Here is a 17,243-nt window from a genome sequence, read left to right on the forward strand (position 1 = left end):
AATATTACTTATGTCCCACAGTTCTGACTTGATTGCAAAAGACATTGAAGCCTACTTAAAAGTGCATGAGAACAAAGATCTTCTCCGCTTTTTAACCTGTGGCAATGTTGATGACGGTAAATCAACGTTAATTGGGCGTCTGCTTTATGACTCAAAGTTGATCTATGAAGATCAAATGGCAGCGATTGAGAAGGACTCGGAGAAGTTTAATACCACAAATGAAGCGTTTGACTTAGCTCTGCTTGTTGATGGGTTGCAGTCTGAACGTGAGCAAGGTATTACGATTGATGTGGCTTATCGATACTTTTCTACTGATAAGCGTAAGTTCATCATCGCAGATACTCCAGGGCATGAACAATATACGCGAAACATGGTGACAGGTGCTTCAACCTGCGACCTTGCTATTGTGATGGTTGATGCGCGTCGTGGGATTCAAACGCAAACTCGTCGCCATAGCTATATTTGTTCTTTGCTGGGCATCAAGCACGTCATTGTCGCGATTAACAAAATGGATTTAGTGGACTATGACCAAGAGATTTATCAAAGTATTAAGCGCGACTATCGTAAGATGGCAGAAAACTTTGATATCGACGACATTCGTTTTGTGCCTATATCAGCTCTCAAAGGCGACAATGTCGTAACTCCAAGTGAGCACATGGATTGGTATCCAGGAGCGACACTGATGAAGTTGCTTGAGACGGTCAAGGTTGCTAAAGACAAAAATACATCGGCATTGCGTTTTCCAGTCCAATACGTGAATCGCCCTAGCTCTGACTTCAGAGGTTATTGTGGCACTATCGCTTCAGGTACTGTTCAGGTTGGTGATACAGTTACAGTTCTTCCTTCAGGGAAGTCTTCCTCCATTGCATCTATTTACACTTTTGATGGTGAGTTAAATCAAGCATCTCCAGGCCAAGCCGTCACCTTGACTCTTGATGATGAAATCGATATATCTCGCGGTGATATGATCGTTCATTCAGAGCAATCCCCAATTGTTGCGGATAAAGCATCGGCTCATTTGGTGTGGATGGGTGAAGAGTCCATGAGGGTGCATAAAGAGTACGTTTTTAAGTTCGCAACCAAAACTTGTGTCGGTAAGGTAAGTCATATTCAACACAAAATCGACGTAAACACTCTAGAGCAGCACGCTGAAGATTCACATACATTGGATCTTAATGAGATTGCGCTAGCTTCTTTTGATTTAAATGATCAAGTGGCGATGGATTGTTACAAATCACTACCATCTACTGGTGCGTTTATTGTTATTGATCGCTTGTCAAATGTCACCGTAGGCGCAGGTATGATTACTTATGTTCACGACAATAAAAAAACAAAAGAGACTAAGCGAGAGTACACGCCAGCAGAAATTGCGCTTAATACATATATTCGAGAGCACTACCCTGAATGGGGATGTTTGGAAATAAATTAATCCAGACTCAAATATGATTAAAGAGCCTAGTAAAAAAGAAGTTGCGTTAGGGTATTTATCTCAGCTTTTAAACATTGGTAGTGGAATCTTAGTTATCCCATTGTTAGTGAGTTTTTTGAGCTCTGATGACATGGGACTTTGGTATCTGTTTTTAGCTTTTGGAGGGATGGCTCAATTATTAGAGTTTGGATTGCAGCCCACCATTGTTAGGACTATTGCATATATCTATTCAGGTGCATCAGATATTGTTCTTGATAAAGTTCCCGAGCGGAGTGGAGAAGTAAATAATTCACTATTAATAGATGTAGTTCAATCAATAAAGTATATATATAAGATTGTTTCTTCTTTAGGTTTTATTCTACTCTTTACATTAGGAACATTATATCTATTAAAGTTTGATTCATTTCAAGGAAATAATCTTCTTGCTTGGGTTCTATTTTCCTTATCTACTGTCTTGAATTTATATTTTTCTTATATTGGCGGAATATTATCTGGAAGAGGAGAACAGAGTAAGGTTTATTTATCAGTAACAATTTCCAAATTATTGATGCTCGTCACATGTGCGCCACTTCTATATCTTGGATATGGACTGTTATCGATGGGAATCGCCTTTTTTGTATCAAGTTTTTGTTCGAGATTGATCTTAGCTTACTATTATAAAAACAGTGAAAGTTATGTGGAATTTGAAAATACAGATGTAACGAGAGATTATAGGCTTATTATTTTCAAGTCTGCTAAAAAATTAGGTCTAGTGAGTATTGGGTCTTTCTTTATATCAAAAGCGAATACAATTTTGGTTTCTTCTTTTTTTGGACTTAAAGTCGTTGCAGGATATGGTCTTTCTTTGCAAGTAATAGGTATTATATCTTCAGTAAGTGGCATGTTTTTTTATATTAATATTCCTCGACTAAGTTCATTACAAGTACAAAGGAAAATTGATGAAATTAAGAGGCTTTTTTTTAGGTCAATTTATATCGTCCATCTAATATACTTCATTTCGGCATTTCTTCTTCTAGTACTTGGTGATTATTTTCTTGGGGTTATTGGTTCAGAAACAAGATTGTTGGAACTTCCCTTGTTGATTTTTATATTGGTTGTAAGTCAGTTAGATTTAAACCATTCGATGTGTGCAACATACCTTACTTCAAGAAACTCCCCACCGAGTCCGATTCCCATACTCATTTCAGGTTTGTTTGTTGTGCTATTTAGTTTAGCTACAATTAAGCTAACGTCATTAGGAGTTTTAGGCTTGATCCTATCTCAATTTATTGTCCAATTATCATTTAATAATTGGTATTGGCCTTATAAGGCAATAAAATCATTTTCAAATAATTAAGGTTATCATGAGTAAACTAGGTGAACTTACAGTTTTTGACTTACGTAATGTTGGTGTATTGGAAAAGAGACAAAGAAGTATTCCTGATCTGGTAAGAGGAAAAGATGTATTAACTATTGGCTGTGTGGATATGATAGATGTAAAAAGCTACCAAGATTTCATAGAGTCAGGTCTTCATCAATTGTACAACATCAGAAAAACAGCAAAATCACTTGTTGGAGTTGATATCAATCATGATGGTATTGATATCCTTAAAGAAGAAGGATTCAATGTTCATTATTTGGATGTGTTCAATTTCGACGAGAGTAGTGAAATAGTTCAACGCGAGTATGATGTGTTAGTCCTTTCTCATGTGATTGAACACATACCAAATGTATACTCATTCTTAGAGCGAATAATTAGCAAGTTTAAATTTAAAGAAATAATAATCGCGGTACCAAATGCATATAATTACTATTCAGTATTAAATTACTTTTTCAGAAAAAAAGAAGTTATCAGCAATGATCACTTTTATACTTTCTCACCAGTTACATTATTGAAATTGGGGGATGCTCTTGGATTGAAGCATGAGGGTATATGGTTTGATCGAGAAGAGCCAAAGATTAAAGTGGGCGAAAAGCATAAACTACTGGGTCTTTTCCATTCTATAGCAAAAAAAATGCTATTTAATAATAATGGTGACTTGATAATTAAATTCGTAAGAAAGTAGATATAGCATATGAATGCCATTAAAAGTAAGCTCATTGACATCTATAGGTTTTTGTTTGGGAAGAGAATAGAAAAACCTAAATTTGATACGATTAAAGTGAAAAAGAATCAATATGAAGGTCAACGTTGTTTTATTATTGGTGGCGGTCCATCAATAAAAGAGATGGATCTAAGCCATTTAAATGATGAATACACAGCATGTGTAAACAAAGGCTACTTACTTAGAGAGCTTGGATTAAATAGTGTTAATTTCTATGGTTGTTCAGATCACTCTGCTTTAAAAGAATATATGCACCATGTTCCGAACGATTTCTATGAAAATATGTTTATTTTTAGAGATCTAGACTATAAATCAAACAATGCTTGTACATCTTACTTTTCCGCCTATACAGGTATGGCCAAAGGTTTCTCTATGGATGAAGGTTTTTTTCAACTAGAGCCGGATCTACACCCTTGTGCGCATAGCTATACAATTGTCTTATACATGCTTCAAATTATTGTTTGGCTAGGCTTTAAAGAAGTTTACTTCATTGGTATAGATAATGATTTCAATAAAAATTCTAATAATCATTGGTACAAAGATAGTCAGAAAGAAACAGAAAATATAAAAGTTTGGTCTATCGACCCATGTTCTAGTAATGAAAAGTCTTTCGAAGTAGCAAGAGAAATTTTATTAGAAAATGGGGTTAATATTTATAATGCTGGTGTCGGAGGTAAATTGAATTGCTTGAAAAGAGTAAGTTACTCTGATTTGTTTTCTCGCAATAAGGAAAATCAATGAAGTTAGTTATTAGTCATACTGATAAAGGTGGCGCATTTCGCGTTGCAAGATTTTACGCAGATGAGTTAAATGCAAAGTTATTAGTGAGCCCATCACTATCTGAAGTAGTAAAACTAGCTTTCCATCAAAAAATAGAAGTCGTATTTTTTCATAATATTGCATTGGCTTTTAAGTATTGCCTTATTTTTAGATTGTTTAATCATAATGTTAAAGTTTTTAATGTCGAGCATTTCGTCATGTCGCAAATGCTAAAACATGAAGTTAAAACTCAGCTTAGAAGATTCTACTTTTTTTTCAGATTATATATAACAAAGGTATTGAATGTAAAAACGATATGCTTGGATGATTATAGCAAAAAAAATAGAAAGAAATTTATTAAAGGTGATTCGATTGTAATATATAACCCATTACTCAACGGTGTTTCGCAGTGTGAAGGGATGGCAAAGGGTAGTAACCATAATTATGACTTAGTGTGGTCTGGCGGGTTGAGCTATCAAAAAAAATGGCCTGAAGTACTTGATGTTCTTGCTAAACTAGCTAAAAGTGGCAAGAAAGTTGCCATCGCTTCTTATGACCAACCTAATGAGAGAGATAGGTTAGCGATAGAAACTGCAAATATTGATTTCTTTTATTCGCATTCTGATTGGACATCTCTATCTGAGAACTATCTGTTTTCTAGTAATTATGAAGGTTATCCGCTCGTGTTGATTGAAGCCATGCAAGCTAATATGAATATTATTGCTTGGTGTAATAAGGCTTGTAGCTATCAAATATTAAAATATTATAGAAACTTCAAATATTATCCAGGCAAGTTAAGTCTTGAGAACCTCGATCTTTCTTCACTTGATTTTTCTACAACGAGTGGAAAAACATTTCCTAATGTCGAAATATTAAAACGGCATAATTTAGAAGAGGTAGCTAGGAGAATCAACGAAGTTGTTGATAAGAGCTAAGTAATACAATGATAGATGTGTGTTTTGTTAAAACAGGCCGAGCATTTTTGCCTGAAATTTATGCGTATAGAGCGTACCTTAATAAAAAAGGTATCACTACCTGTATCGCAGATGATTTGAAACAGGCAAAAAAAATACAGTGTAAAGTTTACTATCGCTTCGGAGGTTTCCTTACACAAAGAGTTGCAAACGACTCTCTTGAAGTTCATGAGTATCATACGATAAGCACCGGGCGATTTGTTTCTTTAAAAAATATAGTAAAATCGTTTTTTAGTGCAAAACCTGACTACCTTTCGTTTCTCAATTCTTATGTGGAAAGTACTTACTTCTTCTCTTCTGGGATCCCTACTTTTTATAGAGATATGGGAGCGGAGTCCTCTCTTTTAGATATTAGAAAGTTATCAGATAAAAAAGATTATGATATTTGCTACTTTGGTTCGATAAGTAACCGAGAAGGGGTTTCGGACGCGATACTTCATCTAGCAAGTAAAGGATACCAACTTGTTGTTGGTGGTAACGCCAGTGAAAAGGATCAAGAGCTATTTGCTAAGCATGATGTGCACTATTTAGGGGTTTGTAGTCGAGAGGTGGTTTATGATTGCTTGTCTAGGTCCCGTTTTGGTTTGAACATCGTTCCTGATGAATATCCATTAAATAGGCAAACCGCGACAAAAGTTATCGAGTATTTGGTCGCAGGGATTCCAGTTATATCGAACAACTATCAGTGGATTCGCGAGCATTCAATGTCAACCGGATACGATTTTCTCGATCTTGATTCTGCTATTGAATTAAATAACGTTGAGCTTGGTAGATTTATTTTGAATGGGGAACAAGCTAAGCGATTCACGTGGGACTCTATTCTTGATGAATGCGGTTTCTACAAAATCATTAAGGAACTTATCGAACGTTATGAAAGTACTTCAAGTTGCCACTGTAGCAACCACGATTAACGCATTTTTATTGCCCTTCGCGAGAGAATTTCGCGATCTTGGTTGGCAAGTCGATGCGGCTGCAGAGGGAATCGAGCAGTTTCCTGATGTACAAAATGCTCATGACAAATACTATGAAATTGGTTTTTGCAGAAACCCTTTCAAAGTTCGCGCGTTAATTCAGTCATTGATTGAGATTCGGGACCTTTTAAAGCGAGAGCGCTATGACGTTGTGCATGTCCATACACCAATAGCATCATTCTTAACGCGCATTGCATCGATAGGGGTCGGTAACACGAAGCTTTTCTATACGGCTCATGGCTTTCACTATGTGAAAGGAAATCCTTTTTGGAAGAATGCAATTTATTATTTGGCAGAAAAATGTGCTGGTTTACTAACCGATCATTTATTTGTGATAAATGAGGAAGACTACCGTTTCGCTACCGAAAAGCACATCGCCTCCAAAGTCAGTAAAATTGATGGCATCGGCGTTGACATGGAATACTTTACTTTCTCTGTTGAAGACCGAAAGGTTTTACGAGATGAACTTGGTATTCAGGATGGAGAAGTAATGCTGCTTCATGTTGCTGAGTTGATACCAAGAAAACACCATAGTGTCATGTTTGAAGCATTGGCTAAGATGAAAAAGACTGAGGCGCTCGGCAATGTAAAGTATGTGGTCGTCGGAAGTGGTCCTTTGTTGACCGAGCTGGAGCAACTCAGTCGTCAATTGAAGCTGAATGAGCATATTTTGTTCTTGGGATATAGAACGGATGTAAAACGTCTTTTATCGGCTTCTGATGTATTGGTGCTAAGTTCAAAACAAGAAGGTTTACCTCGATGTGTTATGGAGGCGATGAGCGTTGGAAAGCCTGTAATCGCATCGAATATAAGAGGAAACAGTGACTTACTACAGAGTGGGGCAGGCATTCTTGTTGAGCTTAATGATGTTGAGGGGTGGCAAGTCGCTATCCAAGAGCTTGTGGATAATGAGTCTCTTAGAGAAACTATGGGCAAAGTCGGACAAGATCTGATTTGCACCCGCTTCGAAGAATCTAAGGTTATTGATCAAGTGAAAGGTGTTTACATGAATGAGGCGATAAGGTGATGAAAAGGTTATTCGATCTAATTGCATCGTCAGTAGCTTTAATTTTGCTCTCACCAATAATTATTTTGCTCTTTATAAAGGTGCGCAAGAACCTAGGCACCCCGGCTATTTTTTCCCAGACTCGGCCTGGTCTGAATGGGAAGCCATTTCGAATGTTCAAGTTTCGGAGTATGCGAGATGCTTTTGATGAAGAAGGTAATCCACTACCAGACGCTGAGCGAATAACAGACTTTGGGCTTAAGTTAAGAAATTCGAGCTTGGATGAACTGCCAGAGTTGTGGAATGTGTTAAAAGGGGATATGAGCTTAGTTGGTCCGAGGCCACTGCTGATGGATTATTTGCCCTTGTATAATACTGAACAAGCTCGCCGGCATGAGGTTCGTCCTGGTATTACTGGGTGGGCTCAAATCAACGGAAGAAATGCGATCAGCTGGAGTGAGAAGTTCAAACTTGATGTTTGGTATGTGGATAACAAATCTCTGTGGCTTGATTTGAAAGTACTTTTCCTAACAGTGAAGAAAGTGCTGGTTAAGGATGGAATTTCCGCTGAAGGACATGTCACTGTCGAGCCATTCAGAGGAAACCATGATGACTAAGATTGCGATTCTCGGTGCAAGTGGGCATGGCAAAGTTGTTGCGGAAGTTGCTGAGTTAAATGGTTATGAGAACATCGTTTTTTTCGATGATCGTTTTCCTGTGTTGAATCAACTAGAACATTGGAACGTTGTTGGTACTACTGAAGATTTATTGAAGGATGTATCAAAATTTGATGCGGTTGTTGTGGCTATCGGAAATAACGAAGTGAGATTGATTAAACAGAATCATTTGGTGGCGATGGGTGCGACACTTGTTACCTTAATACACCCTTCTGCTGTGATTAGTCGTTATGCAAAAATAGGTATTGGTACGGTGGTAATGGCGAATAGTGTTGTGAATGCTTTCTCTTATATTGGAGATGCGAACATAATTAACACAGGAGCAACCGTGGATCATGACTGTATTCTTGCTAACGGTGTTCATGTTTCACCTGGCGTGAACCTTGCTGGTGGGGTTCAAGTCGGCGAGGGCTCATGGTTAGGCATTGGATGCAAGGTCAAACAACTTATTGCTGTTGGGCGAGGTGTTGTTGTCGGCGCCGGGTCGGTGGTTGTTTCAGATATCACTGACTTCGAGACGGTCGTAGGAAATCCAGCTAAACCACTCCTTTAATATCATTACATAAAATCTAGGTGTTTCAGTGTTAAATACGTCTTTTTCTCCATGGCCTTCATTCTCACAAGAAGAAGCTGATGCTGTCAGTTCAACCTTGCTCTCCAACAAAGTCAATTACTGGACGGGTGATGAATGCCGTCAATTTGAAAAGGAGTTTGCTCTATGGGCAGACTGCCAATATGCAGTTGCATTGGCAAATGGCACTCTTGCTCTCGATTTAGCATTAAAGGCGTTAGATATTGGTGTCGGAGATGAGGTCATTACAACTCCGCGTACTTTTTTAGCGACAGCGTCATCGATTGTTACGAGTGGTGCGTCTCCTGTTTTTGCTGATGTTGACGTTAATAGCCAAGCAATAACAGCAGAGTCGATTAGTGCAGTTTTAACCGACAAAACGAAAGCTGTAATTGTAGTCCACTTGGCGGGAATGCCAGCTGAGATGGATGCGATTATGGCACTGTCAGAGCAACATGGTTTCTATGTCATTGAAGACTGTGCCCAAGCACACGGTGCAAAGTATAAAGGTCGAAGTGTCGGTTCAATTGGCCATGTCGGTGCATGGTCTTTTTGTCAGGATAAGATCATGACGACTGGCGGTGAAGGTGGCATGGTGACGACGAATGATAAGAGCCTGTGGTCCAAAATGTGGGCGTATAAAGATCACGGCAAAAGTTACGATGCCGTTTATAACCGAGAGCACCCTGCTGGCTTTCGTTGGCTGCACGAGAGCTTCGGCACGAACTGGAGAATGACTGAGATTCAAGCCGTGATTGGGCGTATTCAGCTGACGAGGATGCCAGACTGGAGCGAGCGACGACAGAGTAACGCCAAACGAATTGATGATGTAGCAAGTTTATTTAACGTTGTGCGTGTCGTGAATGTGCCTAGCTACATGATTCATGCGGAATACAAACATTATCTTTTTGTTCAACCTCAAAACTTGGCCAAAGGTTGGAGCCGAGACCGTATAGTTAACGAAATGAATAGTAAAGGAGTGCCAGTATATCAAGGGAGTTGTTCGGAAGTTTATTTAGAGAAAGCGTTTGACGGAACCTCTTGGCGACCTAATAAGCGCTTGGAAAATGCAAAAGAGCTTGGCGAGACCAGCTTGATGTTTTTAGTTCATCCTACTTTAAATGAAGCAGAGTTAGATACAACGGTTGCAGTGTTAAAAGAAGTACTTATGAAAGCACAAAAATAAGCGACTTATAACGCATATATTCTATTGGTTTTGCTTTGAAAATAACTAACTCATGATAAATCGACTATTAAATTTTTCTCGCCCGACGAAAAGGTTGATCAGTGTTGCTGCTGACAGTACTTTTATATTCGTTGCTTATTGGGCGGCTTTTTATACACGAATGAGTGAGGTGAGAGATTTCTCGCCAACAAAAGAGCATTGGTACGTTTTAGCTGGCTTAATTTTATTTACTGTAGTTGTATTTATTCGCAGTGGACTATATCGAGCCATTCTTCGCTATATGAGCGCGAATGCGGTTATAGTTGTCAGTGTTTCCTCAACCATTTCAGCCCTTACTTTGGTTTTACTCGCTTATTATTTTCAAGCGTTTTTGCCTCGATCCGTTCCGATTATCTACTTAACTTACCTGATAGCGCTGTCTGGTGGATCTCGAATGGTGATGCGCAGCTATATTGGGCGAACAAATGTGAGTGGCCGAGAAAAGGTTATTGTTTATGGGGCTGGTGCAGCTGGAAGGCAGTTAGTTAATTTAATTAAACAAGGTAGTGAATACAAAGCTGTGGCTTTGATGGATGATAATCGCACTCTGCATAAAAGTATTGTACAAGGGCTGACTGTTTATCCACGTAACCAACTCTCGTGTCTACAAGGTAAGTACGGAGTTCGAAAGGTTCTTTTAGCAATACCATCTGCAACACGCTCAGAAAGAAGAGAGATAATTGAGTATTTAGCTGAGCAGCAATGTGAAGTTCTTACTATTCCTAACTTAGATGATCTGTTAAATGGCTCTTTTGCCATCGACCAGTTAAAAGAGGTCTCTGTTGATGATCTACTAGGGCGTGACCCAGTGGTTCCCAATCAAGAGCTTTTACGTGCGAATATTGCAGGGCTAACGGTTTTGGTAACTGGGGCGGGAGGATCTATCGGTTCTGAGTTGTGTCGTCAAATCGTCCAACAATCTCCGAGTCGGTTAGTTTTATTCGAACGTTCTGAGTTTGCCCTATATAACATAGAACAGGAACTCCGCCCGGAAGCCATAAAACATGGTATTGAATTGGTGCCAATTCTCGGAAATGTTCAAACATATAGTCGATTGGTGGAGGTGTTCAAATCATTTAATGTTAATACGGTTTACCATGCTGCAGCGTACAAACATGTCCCTTTAGTTGAGTACAATGTAGCCGAAGGGATTCTGAATAACGTTCACGGAACCTATCAAACAGCATTGGCAGCGATACAGTGCGGTGTAGACTCGTTTGTTTTGATTTCTACGGATAAAGCTGTTCGTCCCACTAATGTAATGGGGACAACAAAACGGCTTGCAGAGCTGGGTCTACAAGCTTTATCTCAACAAGCAGCATCAAAAGCGGAACAATGTACTCGATTTTGTATGGTTCGATTTGGCAATGTTCTTGGTTCATCTGGGTCAGTCATCCCACTATTTAAAAAGCAGATAGAAAATGGAGGGCCTGTTACGGTAACTCACCCGGATATTACCCGCTATTTTATGACAATTCCCGAAGCTGCTCAGTTAGTTATACAAGCTGGATCTATGGGAGAGGGGGGAGATGTTTTCGTTCTTGATATGGGGCATCCCGTAAAAATCAGCCAGCTTGCGGAAAATTTGATTCACTTGAGTGGTAGAGATGTTCGAAGTCGAGATAATCCAGAAGGTGATATTGAAATTTTATATACTGGCTTGAGGCCTGGTGAAAAGCTCTATGAGGAACTGCTGATAGGGGACAATGTGAAACCTACAGCACACTCAAGAATTATGTCCGCTAGTGAGGTGTCGATAACGGTCAATGAATTTGACGAGATATTAGAGAAGCTTGTTCTCTCCTGTGAGCGTGGGGATTTAAAAGAGGTTTGGGATACCCTGTTGATGGCCCCGACAGGTTTTGCTCCCTCTGATAGTTTGTCTGATGTTGCATGGATAGCAAGAACTCGCCTAGTTAGCTAGTATCAAGATCACAAGACTATAGCTCCAACTCAATTTTACATATGAATTACATTGTAATTTGAACATAAAAAAAACCGACGCAGATGGCGTCGGTTTTTTATATCTTATCGGAACAATTAAGCTTTAGCTGCTGCCGCTGCTTTAGCGATTGCTGCGAAGCTCTTAGCGTCTAGAGAAGCGCCACCAACTAGAGCACCGTCGATGTCTGGTTGTGAGAAGTAAGCTTCTGCGTTTTCTGGCTTAACAGAACCGCCGTATTGGATGATTACTTGTGCTGCAACTGCTTCGTCTTTCGCTGCGATTAGTGCGCGGATAGAAGCGTGGATGCGTTGTGCATCTTCAGCTGTTGCTGCTTTACCTGTACCGATAGCCCAGATTGGTTCGTAAGCGATGATTGCGCCGTTTAGAGCTTCAACACCGTAAGTGTCGATAACTGCGTTGATTTGACGTGCACATACTGCTTCAGTTTCGCCAGCTTCGTTTTGAGCTTCAGATTCACCGATACAGAAAACAGGCGTTAGACCGTTTTCTTTTAGGAAGTTGAATTTCTTAGCGATGAACTCGTCAGATTCGTTGTGGTATTCACGACGCTCTGAGTGACCGATGATGATGTGAGAAGCACCGAAGTCTTTCAGCATTTCTGGAGACATGTCGCCAGTGAAAGCACCGCTGTTGTTTAGGTCAGTGTTTTGTGCACCTAGGATAACTTTGTTACCGCCTTCAGCGATTACGCGCTCAGCTAGATCGATGTAAAGAGCTGGTGGAGCTACTGCTACGTCTACACCTTCAACGCCTTCAAGCTCAGCGTTAATACCTGTTAGTAGCTCAGTTACCATTGCTTTGCTACCGTTTAGTTTCCAGTTACCCATCACTACAGGACGACGCATAGGAATATCTCCCTTATCTTTAATGTAAATAGTCTATTAATGTAAAAAATCTACGTAGGAATATAACAGAATAATGTGAACAGATCATGATTGGCGTCATGTCTTATTCGGCTTTCTTCATCTGGTCGGTGCTGCATTTGTTCTGTTATTTTTGTCAAAAGCAATCGATTGGTGATCGCGTAGACAGAATGATAGTTCATTCCTCGGAAAATGCGCCTTAGATTGGTATTACTACGGGCTAAAAGTTAGCCGTAATAAGAAAGGAATCAAAATGCCAAACTTAGTTTTAGAATATTCTAACTCCGTTGATGAGCGTGTGAATGTTCAAGGCCTATTAGAAGACTTACACAAAGTGACTTTAGACAGTGGTTTGTTTGAGCTGGCGTCCGTTAAGTCTCGTGCACTTCGTTGCCATAACTGGCTGGTCGGGGAAGAGGGCGATAGTGTGGACTTTATTCACATCAACTTTGATTTACTAACGGGAAGAAGCCCAGAACAGAAGCGAGAATTATCAAGAGCGCTGATGGTGGTGCTACAAGAACAAGCGAGCCACGTACGCAGTTTGACCGTGAATGTTCGAGATATGGATATTGATTGCTTCCAGAAGGTGGTAAATTAGACACACTAGATTTACTTAGTGCGGCCAAGGAGTTGTCGCACTTTCAATATGTTGAGTGTTTCGATGTCGATTAAAGAGCTACTGTTTTCTTTCCAAGGCCGTATAGGCCGTAAAACTTACTGGGTGTGGAATATCATCTACTACATCATGATCTTGGGCTTCGGTGCAGGCATCAGTAAGTTATTCCCTGCGTTTTCTTATATTCTTCTGCCTATCTTCCTACTAATTCTTCTTATCCCAGATTTGGCGATCACCACTAAGCGTTGGCATGACCGTAATAAGTCGATTTACTGGTTGGCGTTAAACATCCCATTGATCATTGGTCGAGTTGCAACGCCGATGACGAACCCTGCTGCACAAGACCCATCGACACCGCAAATGATGATCGCTTCTATTTCTCTGATTTGTGGTTTGTGGATTCTTGTCGAGTGTGGTTTCTTGAAAGGTACCGTTGGTCAGAACAAATACGGACCTGAGCCATTATAGGCCATGAAAAAGGAGCGTTGATGCGCTCCTTTTTAATAAAAATCACCGCGATGGAAGGGAACCACATCTGCCTTTTGCGATGGCTCAACATCTCCCTCTAGTGCCTCTCTAAACTTCACCATTTGCTTCTGGAGCTCGTTCATCAGAACGACGTTGGTATGATTGGGGTTCTTACAATTATCAATCACACGATCAATATGGCTTTGCTGAGCCCATAGTCGGTCTTGCATCTGATTCGACGCAGAGTCGATCATTTCTTTTGCCATATCATGACGAAATTGTTCAAACGCTTCTGGATCTTTCTCCGCCATTCTCACCATTTCGTCGAAGGGCGGTAAGTGCTGAGTCTTAACTGTATTTGGCATAACTTTACTTCCAATTCCATCTGGAACATTTTTAATGATAGTAAAGTAAGCGTAATTCAGTTCTGGCTGTTGTTAATGGGAACGTTTAGATAGTCTCAGTTTTAAGACAGGTTGTAGTTGAGGTGAATTGAGCTCATTTACTGGTAGATGCGATATACACAACGTCGTTGACCACTGATGATGTGTTCAGTTCGTTCTATGGTGGTATTGTCACCCAATAGAGATTGAAAGACATTGAGTTCAGATGAGCACAAACTCGGGCAACGAGTGGCTGCTTTGCAGATAGGACAATGGTTTTCTATAAGAATAAAGCCGTGTTCATCTTGTTCAAGCTCTGCCATATACCCTTCTTGTTCACGAAGAGACACTAGTGTTCTAAGCTTGCTTTCTAGTGAATCACATTGTTCGATGTGCTGTTGATAGTTCTGCTGGGTAAGTTTTTCTCGTTCTGAGGTCACTTTGTCGAGGCCGTCTTTGCCAAAAATGTGTTCAACCGCTTCGATAAACTGAATGGTGAGCTCGCCATGTCGGTCAGCAAATTGCTCGTGACCTTTTTGTGTCAAAGACCAATGGCGAGTTGGGCGACCAACTTTCACTTTCATATCATACGTGGACAGGATCCCGTCATCTTCCAAGCCTTGCAGATGCTGACGCGCACCCATGGTCGTCATACCCAGCTCAGAAGAGAGTTGTTTTGCTGTGACAGACCCGTCACGCTTAACGATTTGCAAAATCCTATCTACGGTCTTCATATACCCACCTTTATACATCCGTACATATTATGCGCGATAGGGTTAGTAAAGAAAAGTGTTGACTTAATTTGAGTGGGGATTTGTCGGGCCCATGTTCATGCGAACAAATATATATCGTCATTTTGAACAACGAGGAACGAAAGTGATTCAGAATCTATTATCCGTTGATTCTGGGGTTTTGGATGAGGAATAAAGGTTAAGAGCTTGCTGGAGCTAGATTCTTAGTCTCGTTGAGGCTCGCTAGAATGAAATAGTCTCACGATTAAAAAAGAAGCTCGAATGACTTACAAGGAAAGAAAGGCTCCAACTCAGAGTGAGTGGGAGCCTCGAACAATGCTTAAAGAATAATATCTCGCACTTCCGGATCTTTACGCTCTAGGTAGTGCGTAGATTTGATACGGCGGATAGTGCGACAGCGGCCGCGGATCAATAGAGTTTCTGTCGTTGCGATGTTGCCTTGGCGAGAGATGCCTTCTAGTAGGTCACCCTTAGTGATGCCTGTTGCTGAGAACACAACGTTGTCGCTGCGCGCCATGTCTTCCATTTTTAGAATGACATTGGCTTTAACACCCATTTCTTCACAGCGCTGAAGCTCTGCTGCGCCGTAGATGCGGTTTTCTTCCGTATCACCTTTTACTTCGTGGCGAGGAAGAAGGCGACCGTGCATGTCACCGTCTAGCGCGCGGATAACCGCAGCTGATACTACGCCTTCTGGTGCACCACCGATGCAGTACATTACGTCTACTTCGCTGTCTGGCATACACGTTAAGATAGAAGCGGCTACATCACCATCTGGCACTGCGAATACGCGAACACCCATTGCTTGCATCTCTGCGATCACGTCATCGTGACGAGGTTTAGCAAGAGTAATGACAACAAGTGTATCAAGAGACTTGTTCAGTGCTTTAGCAACGTTTTCTAGGTTTTCTTTTAGTGGTTTGCCAAGGTCGATAACGCCTTTTGCGCCAGGGCCTACAACTAGTTTCTCCATGTACATGTCAGGCGCTTTCAAGAAGCTGCCTTTCTCGCCCGCAGCTAATACAGCAAGTGCGTTCGATTGGCCCATCGCAGTCATGCGAGTGCCTTCGATTGGGTCTACTGCGATATCCACTTCATCGCCACCACAACCAACTTGTTCGCCGATGTAGAGCATTGGTGCATCATCGATCTCACCTTCACCAATAACGATTTCACCGCTGATGTCTGTTTTATTCAGTAGGGTGCGCATTACCTCAACAGCCGCACCGTCGGCTGCATTTTTGTCGCCACGGCCTAGCCATTTGTAACCAGCTAGTGCTGCACCTTCAGTAACACGGGAAAATGCCATTGCTAAATCGCGTTTCATGATGTCTCCAAGTAACAGGGGAAGAAGAATTTGCGCGGCGATTCTATCACACCACAAAGTAAACGTTTGCCTTTTTGCTGAGCTTTAACTCTATCTAAGTTGAATTTGATCAATGTAGAGTGACTTTTAGCGCTCATCATGGGCAAAAAAGAGGAGCAAAAATGCTTCGTAGATAAGAAAAGTCAAGGTTTAGTGAGATTGCGCTGATTTTTTAACCGAATGATGCGAAAGATCGAATATAGTAAGTGTTTCTGAACGCTACGCTGAGTAGAATGAAGCTATATTAGATGAACGATGACGATTCATCCCAACCGAATAATCAAGGTAGGCCCAGATGTCTTTTGAAGTACTAGAAAAACTAGAAGCGAAAATTCAAACTGCAGTTGACACAATCACTCTTCTTCAAATGGAAGTTGAAGAGCTGAAAGAAGACAAAGCAAAGCTTGAAACTGAAGCGACTGAGCTTCGTTCACAACGTGAAGAACTTGAGCAAAAATCTCAGCAGGCTCAACAAGAGCACGCACAATGGCAAGAGCGCATTCGTGCACTACTTGGCAAGATGGACGAAGTGGAATAATCCACTCTGCATCCAGATTCAAAAACACCCGCCATGTGCGGGTGTTTGTGTATTTGAGGCTGGCTAACTTAACTCTTGTTCTTCGTCATCCGCATCTAGTTCAAGATCAATGTTGAGCGGCTCTGGTGAAAGAATAATGCCGGTGCTGTCTGCGTAGATGTAATCTTCTGGTAGGAAGCTTACTCCGCCAAAGTTCACTGGTACGTCAATCTCACCGATACCTTGGTTAGCTGCACCAACAGGAATAGAGGCTAATGCTTGAATGCCTAGATTCATGTCTTCAAGTTCATCCACTTCGCGGACACACCCGTAAACGACAATCCCTTCCCATTCATTCTCTTCGGCTAGTGTTGCGATTTCTGCATCGATTAATGCTCTGCGTAGAGAGCCGCCACCATCAATCAACAATACTCGCCCGATACCATCTTGCTCTAACGTTTCGCGGATCAGAGTGTTGTCTTCAAAACACTTAATCGTTGTCACTTGTCCTGCGAAGGATGCGCGACCACCAAAGTTACTGAACATCGGTTCAACCACATCTACCTGATCAAGATAGATATCACAGAGTGCTGAGGTATTGTATTCCATAGCG

19 protein-coding genes are annotated in these 17,243 nt (G+C 40.8%); 14 read left to right on the top strand and 5 right to left on the bottom strand.

What is annotated here, in order from left to right:
- Positions 1-10 precede the first annotated feature (10 nt).
- From cysN to J4N37_RS01155, 11 genes are read left to right on the top strand one after another with little or no spacing between them, the layout of a single operon-like run.
- Entirely contained in the window at positions 11-1,429 is a 1,419-nt protein-coding gene (gene cysN / locus J4N37_RS01105; RefSeq protein ID WP_252041516.1) for a sulfate adenylyltransferase subunit CysN, read from the top strand.
- A gap of 13 nt (positions 1,430-1,442) precedes the next feature.
- Entirely contained in the window at positions 1,443-2,765 is a 1,323-nt protein-coding gene (wzx, locus tag J4N37_RS01110; protein ID WP_252041517.1) for an O-unit flippase-like protein, read from the top strand.
- 7 nt (positions 2,766-2,772) lie between these two features.
- Entirely contained in the window at positions 2,773-3,474 is a 702-nt protein-coding gene (locus J4N37_RS01115; RefSeq protein WP_252041518.1) for a methyltransferase domain-containing protein, read from the top strand.
- Between the two features lie 9 nt (positions 3,475-3,483).
- On the top strand, positions 3,484-4,254 hold the full coding sequence (locus J4N37_RS01120) for a hypothetical protein (RefSeq protein WP_252041519.1): 771 nt from the start codon (positions 3,484-3,486) through the stop codon (positions 4,252-4,254).
- Complete coding sequence (locus J4N37_RS01125; protein ID WP_252041520.1) at positions 4,251-5,207, top strand: glycosyltransferase family protein; 957 nt, start codon at positions 4,251-4,253, stop codon at positions 5,205-5,207. Before J4N37_RS01120 ends, J4N37_RS01125 begins: the two co-directional genes overlap by 4 nt.
- 8 nt (positions 5,208-5,215) lie before the next feature.
- Positions 5,216-6,157 (top strand): glycosyltransferase family protein, encoded by a 942-nt coding sequence (locus tag J4N37_RS01130; protein WP_252041521.1) that lies wholly within the window; start codon positions 5,216-5,218, stop codon positions 6,155-6,157.
- Positions 6,117-7,244 carry a glycosyltransferase family 4 protein gene (locus tag J4N37_RS01135; RefSeq protein WP_252041522.1) on the top strand — a complete coding sequence of 376 codons (1,128 nt, stop codon included), beginning with the start codon at positions 6,117-6,119 and terminating at the stop codon, positions 7,242-7,244. Before J4N37_RS01130 ends, J4N37_RS01135 begins: the two co-directional genes overlap by 41 nt.
- A complete protein-coding gene (locus tag J4N37_RS01140; RefSeq protein ID WP_252041523.1) occupies positions 7,244-7,840 on the top strand; it encodes a sugar transferase in 597 nt (198 codons plus the stop codon). The genes J4N37_RS01135 and J4N37_RS01140 overlap by 1 nt, the downstream gene beginning before the upstream one ends.
- Positions 7,833-8,453 carry an acetyltransferase gene (locus J4N37_RS01145; protein WP_010445246.1) on the top strand — a complete coding sequence of 207 codons (621 nt, stop codon included), beginning with the start codon at positions 7,833-7,835 and terminating at the stop codon, positions 8,451-8,453. Before J4N37_RS01140 ends, J4N37_RS01145 begins: the two co-directional genes overlap by 8 nt.
- A gap of 28 nt (positions 8,454-8,481) precedes the next feature.
- Complete coding sequence (locus J4N37_RS01150) at positions 8,482-9,657, top strand: DegT/DnrJ/EryC1/StrS family aminotransferase (RefSeq protein ID WP_010445248.1); 1,176 nt, start codon at positions 8,482-8,484, stop codon at positions 9,655-9,657.
- 52 nt (positions 9,658-9,709) lie between these two features.
- Positions 9,710-11,620 carry a polysaccharide biosynthesis protein gene (locus tag J4N37_RS01155; RefSeq protein WP_252041524.1) on the top strand — a complete coding sequence of 637 codons (1,911 nt, stop codon included), beginning with the start codon at positions 9,710-9,712 and terminating at the stop codon, positions 11,618-11,620.
- Positions 11,621-11,736: 116 nt separating this feature from the next.
- Here J4N37_RS01155 and tpiA read toward each other — a convergent pair whose 3' ends face one another.
- A complete protein-coding gene (gene tpiA / locus J4N37_RS01160) occupies positions 11,737-12,507 on the bottom strand; it encodes a triose-phosphate isomerase (RefSeq protein WP_122018734.1) in 771 nt (256 codons plus the stop codon).
- A 271-nt stretch (positions 12,508-12,778) separates the two neighbouring features.
- Here tpiA and J4N37_RS01165 point away from each other — a divergent pair, with 271 nt between their 5' ends.
- Both J4N37_RS01165 and J4N37_RS01170 read left to right on the top strand, forming a co-directional pair.
- A complete protein-coding gene (locus J4N37_RS01165; RefSeq protein ID WP_005528522.1) occupies positions 12,779-13,126 on the top strand; it encodes a 5-carboxymethyl-2-hydroxymuconate Delta-isomerase in 348 nt (115 codons plus the stop codon).
- Positions 13,127-13,189: 63 nt separating this feature from the next.
- Positions 13,190-13,612, top strand: coding sequence for a DUF805 domain-containing protein (locus tag J4N37_RS01170; protein ID WP_252041525.1), 423 nt, complete (start codon positions 13,190-13,192; stop codon positions 13,610-13,612).
- 32 nt (positions 13,613-13,644) lie between these two features.
- On the opposite strand, the gene J4N37_RS01175 is transcribed toward J4N37_RS01170, so the two are convergent.
- The 3 genes from J4N37_RS01175 to glpX form a co-directional block, all read right to left on the bottom strand.
- On the bottom strand, positions 13,645-13,977 hold the full coding sequence (locus J4N37_RS01175) for a DUF3135 domain-containing protein (RefSeq protein ID WP_252041526.1): 333 nt from the start codon (positions 13,975-13,977) through the stop codon (positions 13,645-13,647).
- Between the two features lie 137 nt (positions 13,978-14,114).
- A complete protein-coding gene (locus J4N37_RS01180; RefSeq protein WP_010445258.1) occupies positions 14,115-14,729 on the bottom strand; it encodes a helix-turn-helix transcriptional regulator in 615 nt (204 codons plus the stop codon).
- A gap of 337 nt (positions 14,730-15,066) precedes the next feature.
- Entirely contained in the window at positions 15,067-16,074 is a 1,008-nt protein-coding gene (glpX, locus tag J4N37_RS01185; RefSeq protein WP_088881386.1) for a class II fructose-bisphosphatase, read from the bottom strand.
- Positions 16,075-16,408: 334 nt separating this feature from the next.
- Between glpX and zapB the strand changes: the two genes are divergently transcribed.
- Positions 16,409-16,651 carry a cell division protein ZapB gene (gene zapB, locus J4N37_RS01190; RefSeq protein ID WP_010445262.1) on the top strand — a complete coding sequence of 81 codons (243 nt, stop codon included), beginning with the start codon at positions 16,409-16,411 and terminating at the stop codon, positions 16,649-16,651.
- A gap of 63 nt (positions 16,652-16,714) precedes the next feature.
- Here the strand turns inward: zapB and rraA are convergent, their stop codons facing one another.
- Positions 16,715-17,239, bottom strand: a complete 525-nt coding sequence (gene rraA, locus J4N37_RS01195; RefSeq protein ID WP_010445263.1) for a ribonuclease E activity regulator RraA — start codon at positions 17,237-17,239, stop codon at positions 16,715-16,717.
- Positions 17,240-17,243 lie beyond the last annotated feature (4 nt).

Origin of the sequence: Vibrio sp. SCSIO 43153 (genome assembly GCF_023716625.1) — a bacterium.
Lineage (GTDB): Bacteria > Pseudomonadota > Gammaproteobacteria > Enterobacterales > Vibrionaceae > Vibrio > Vibrio rotiferianus.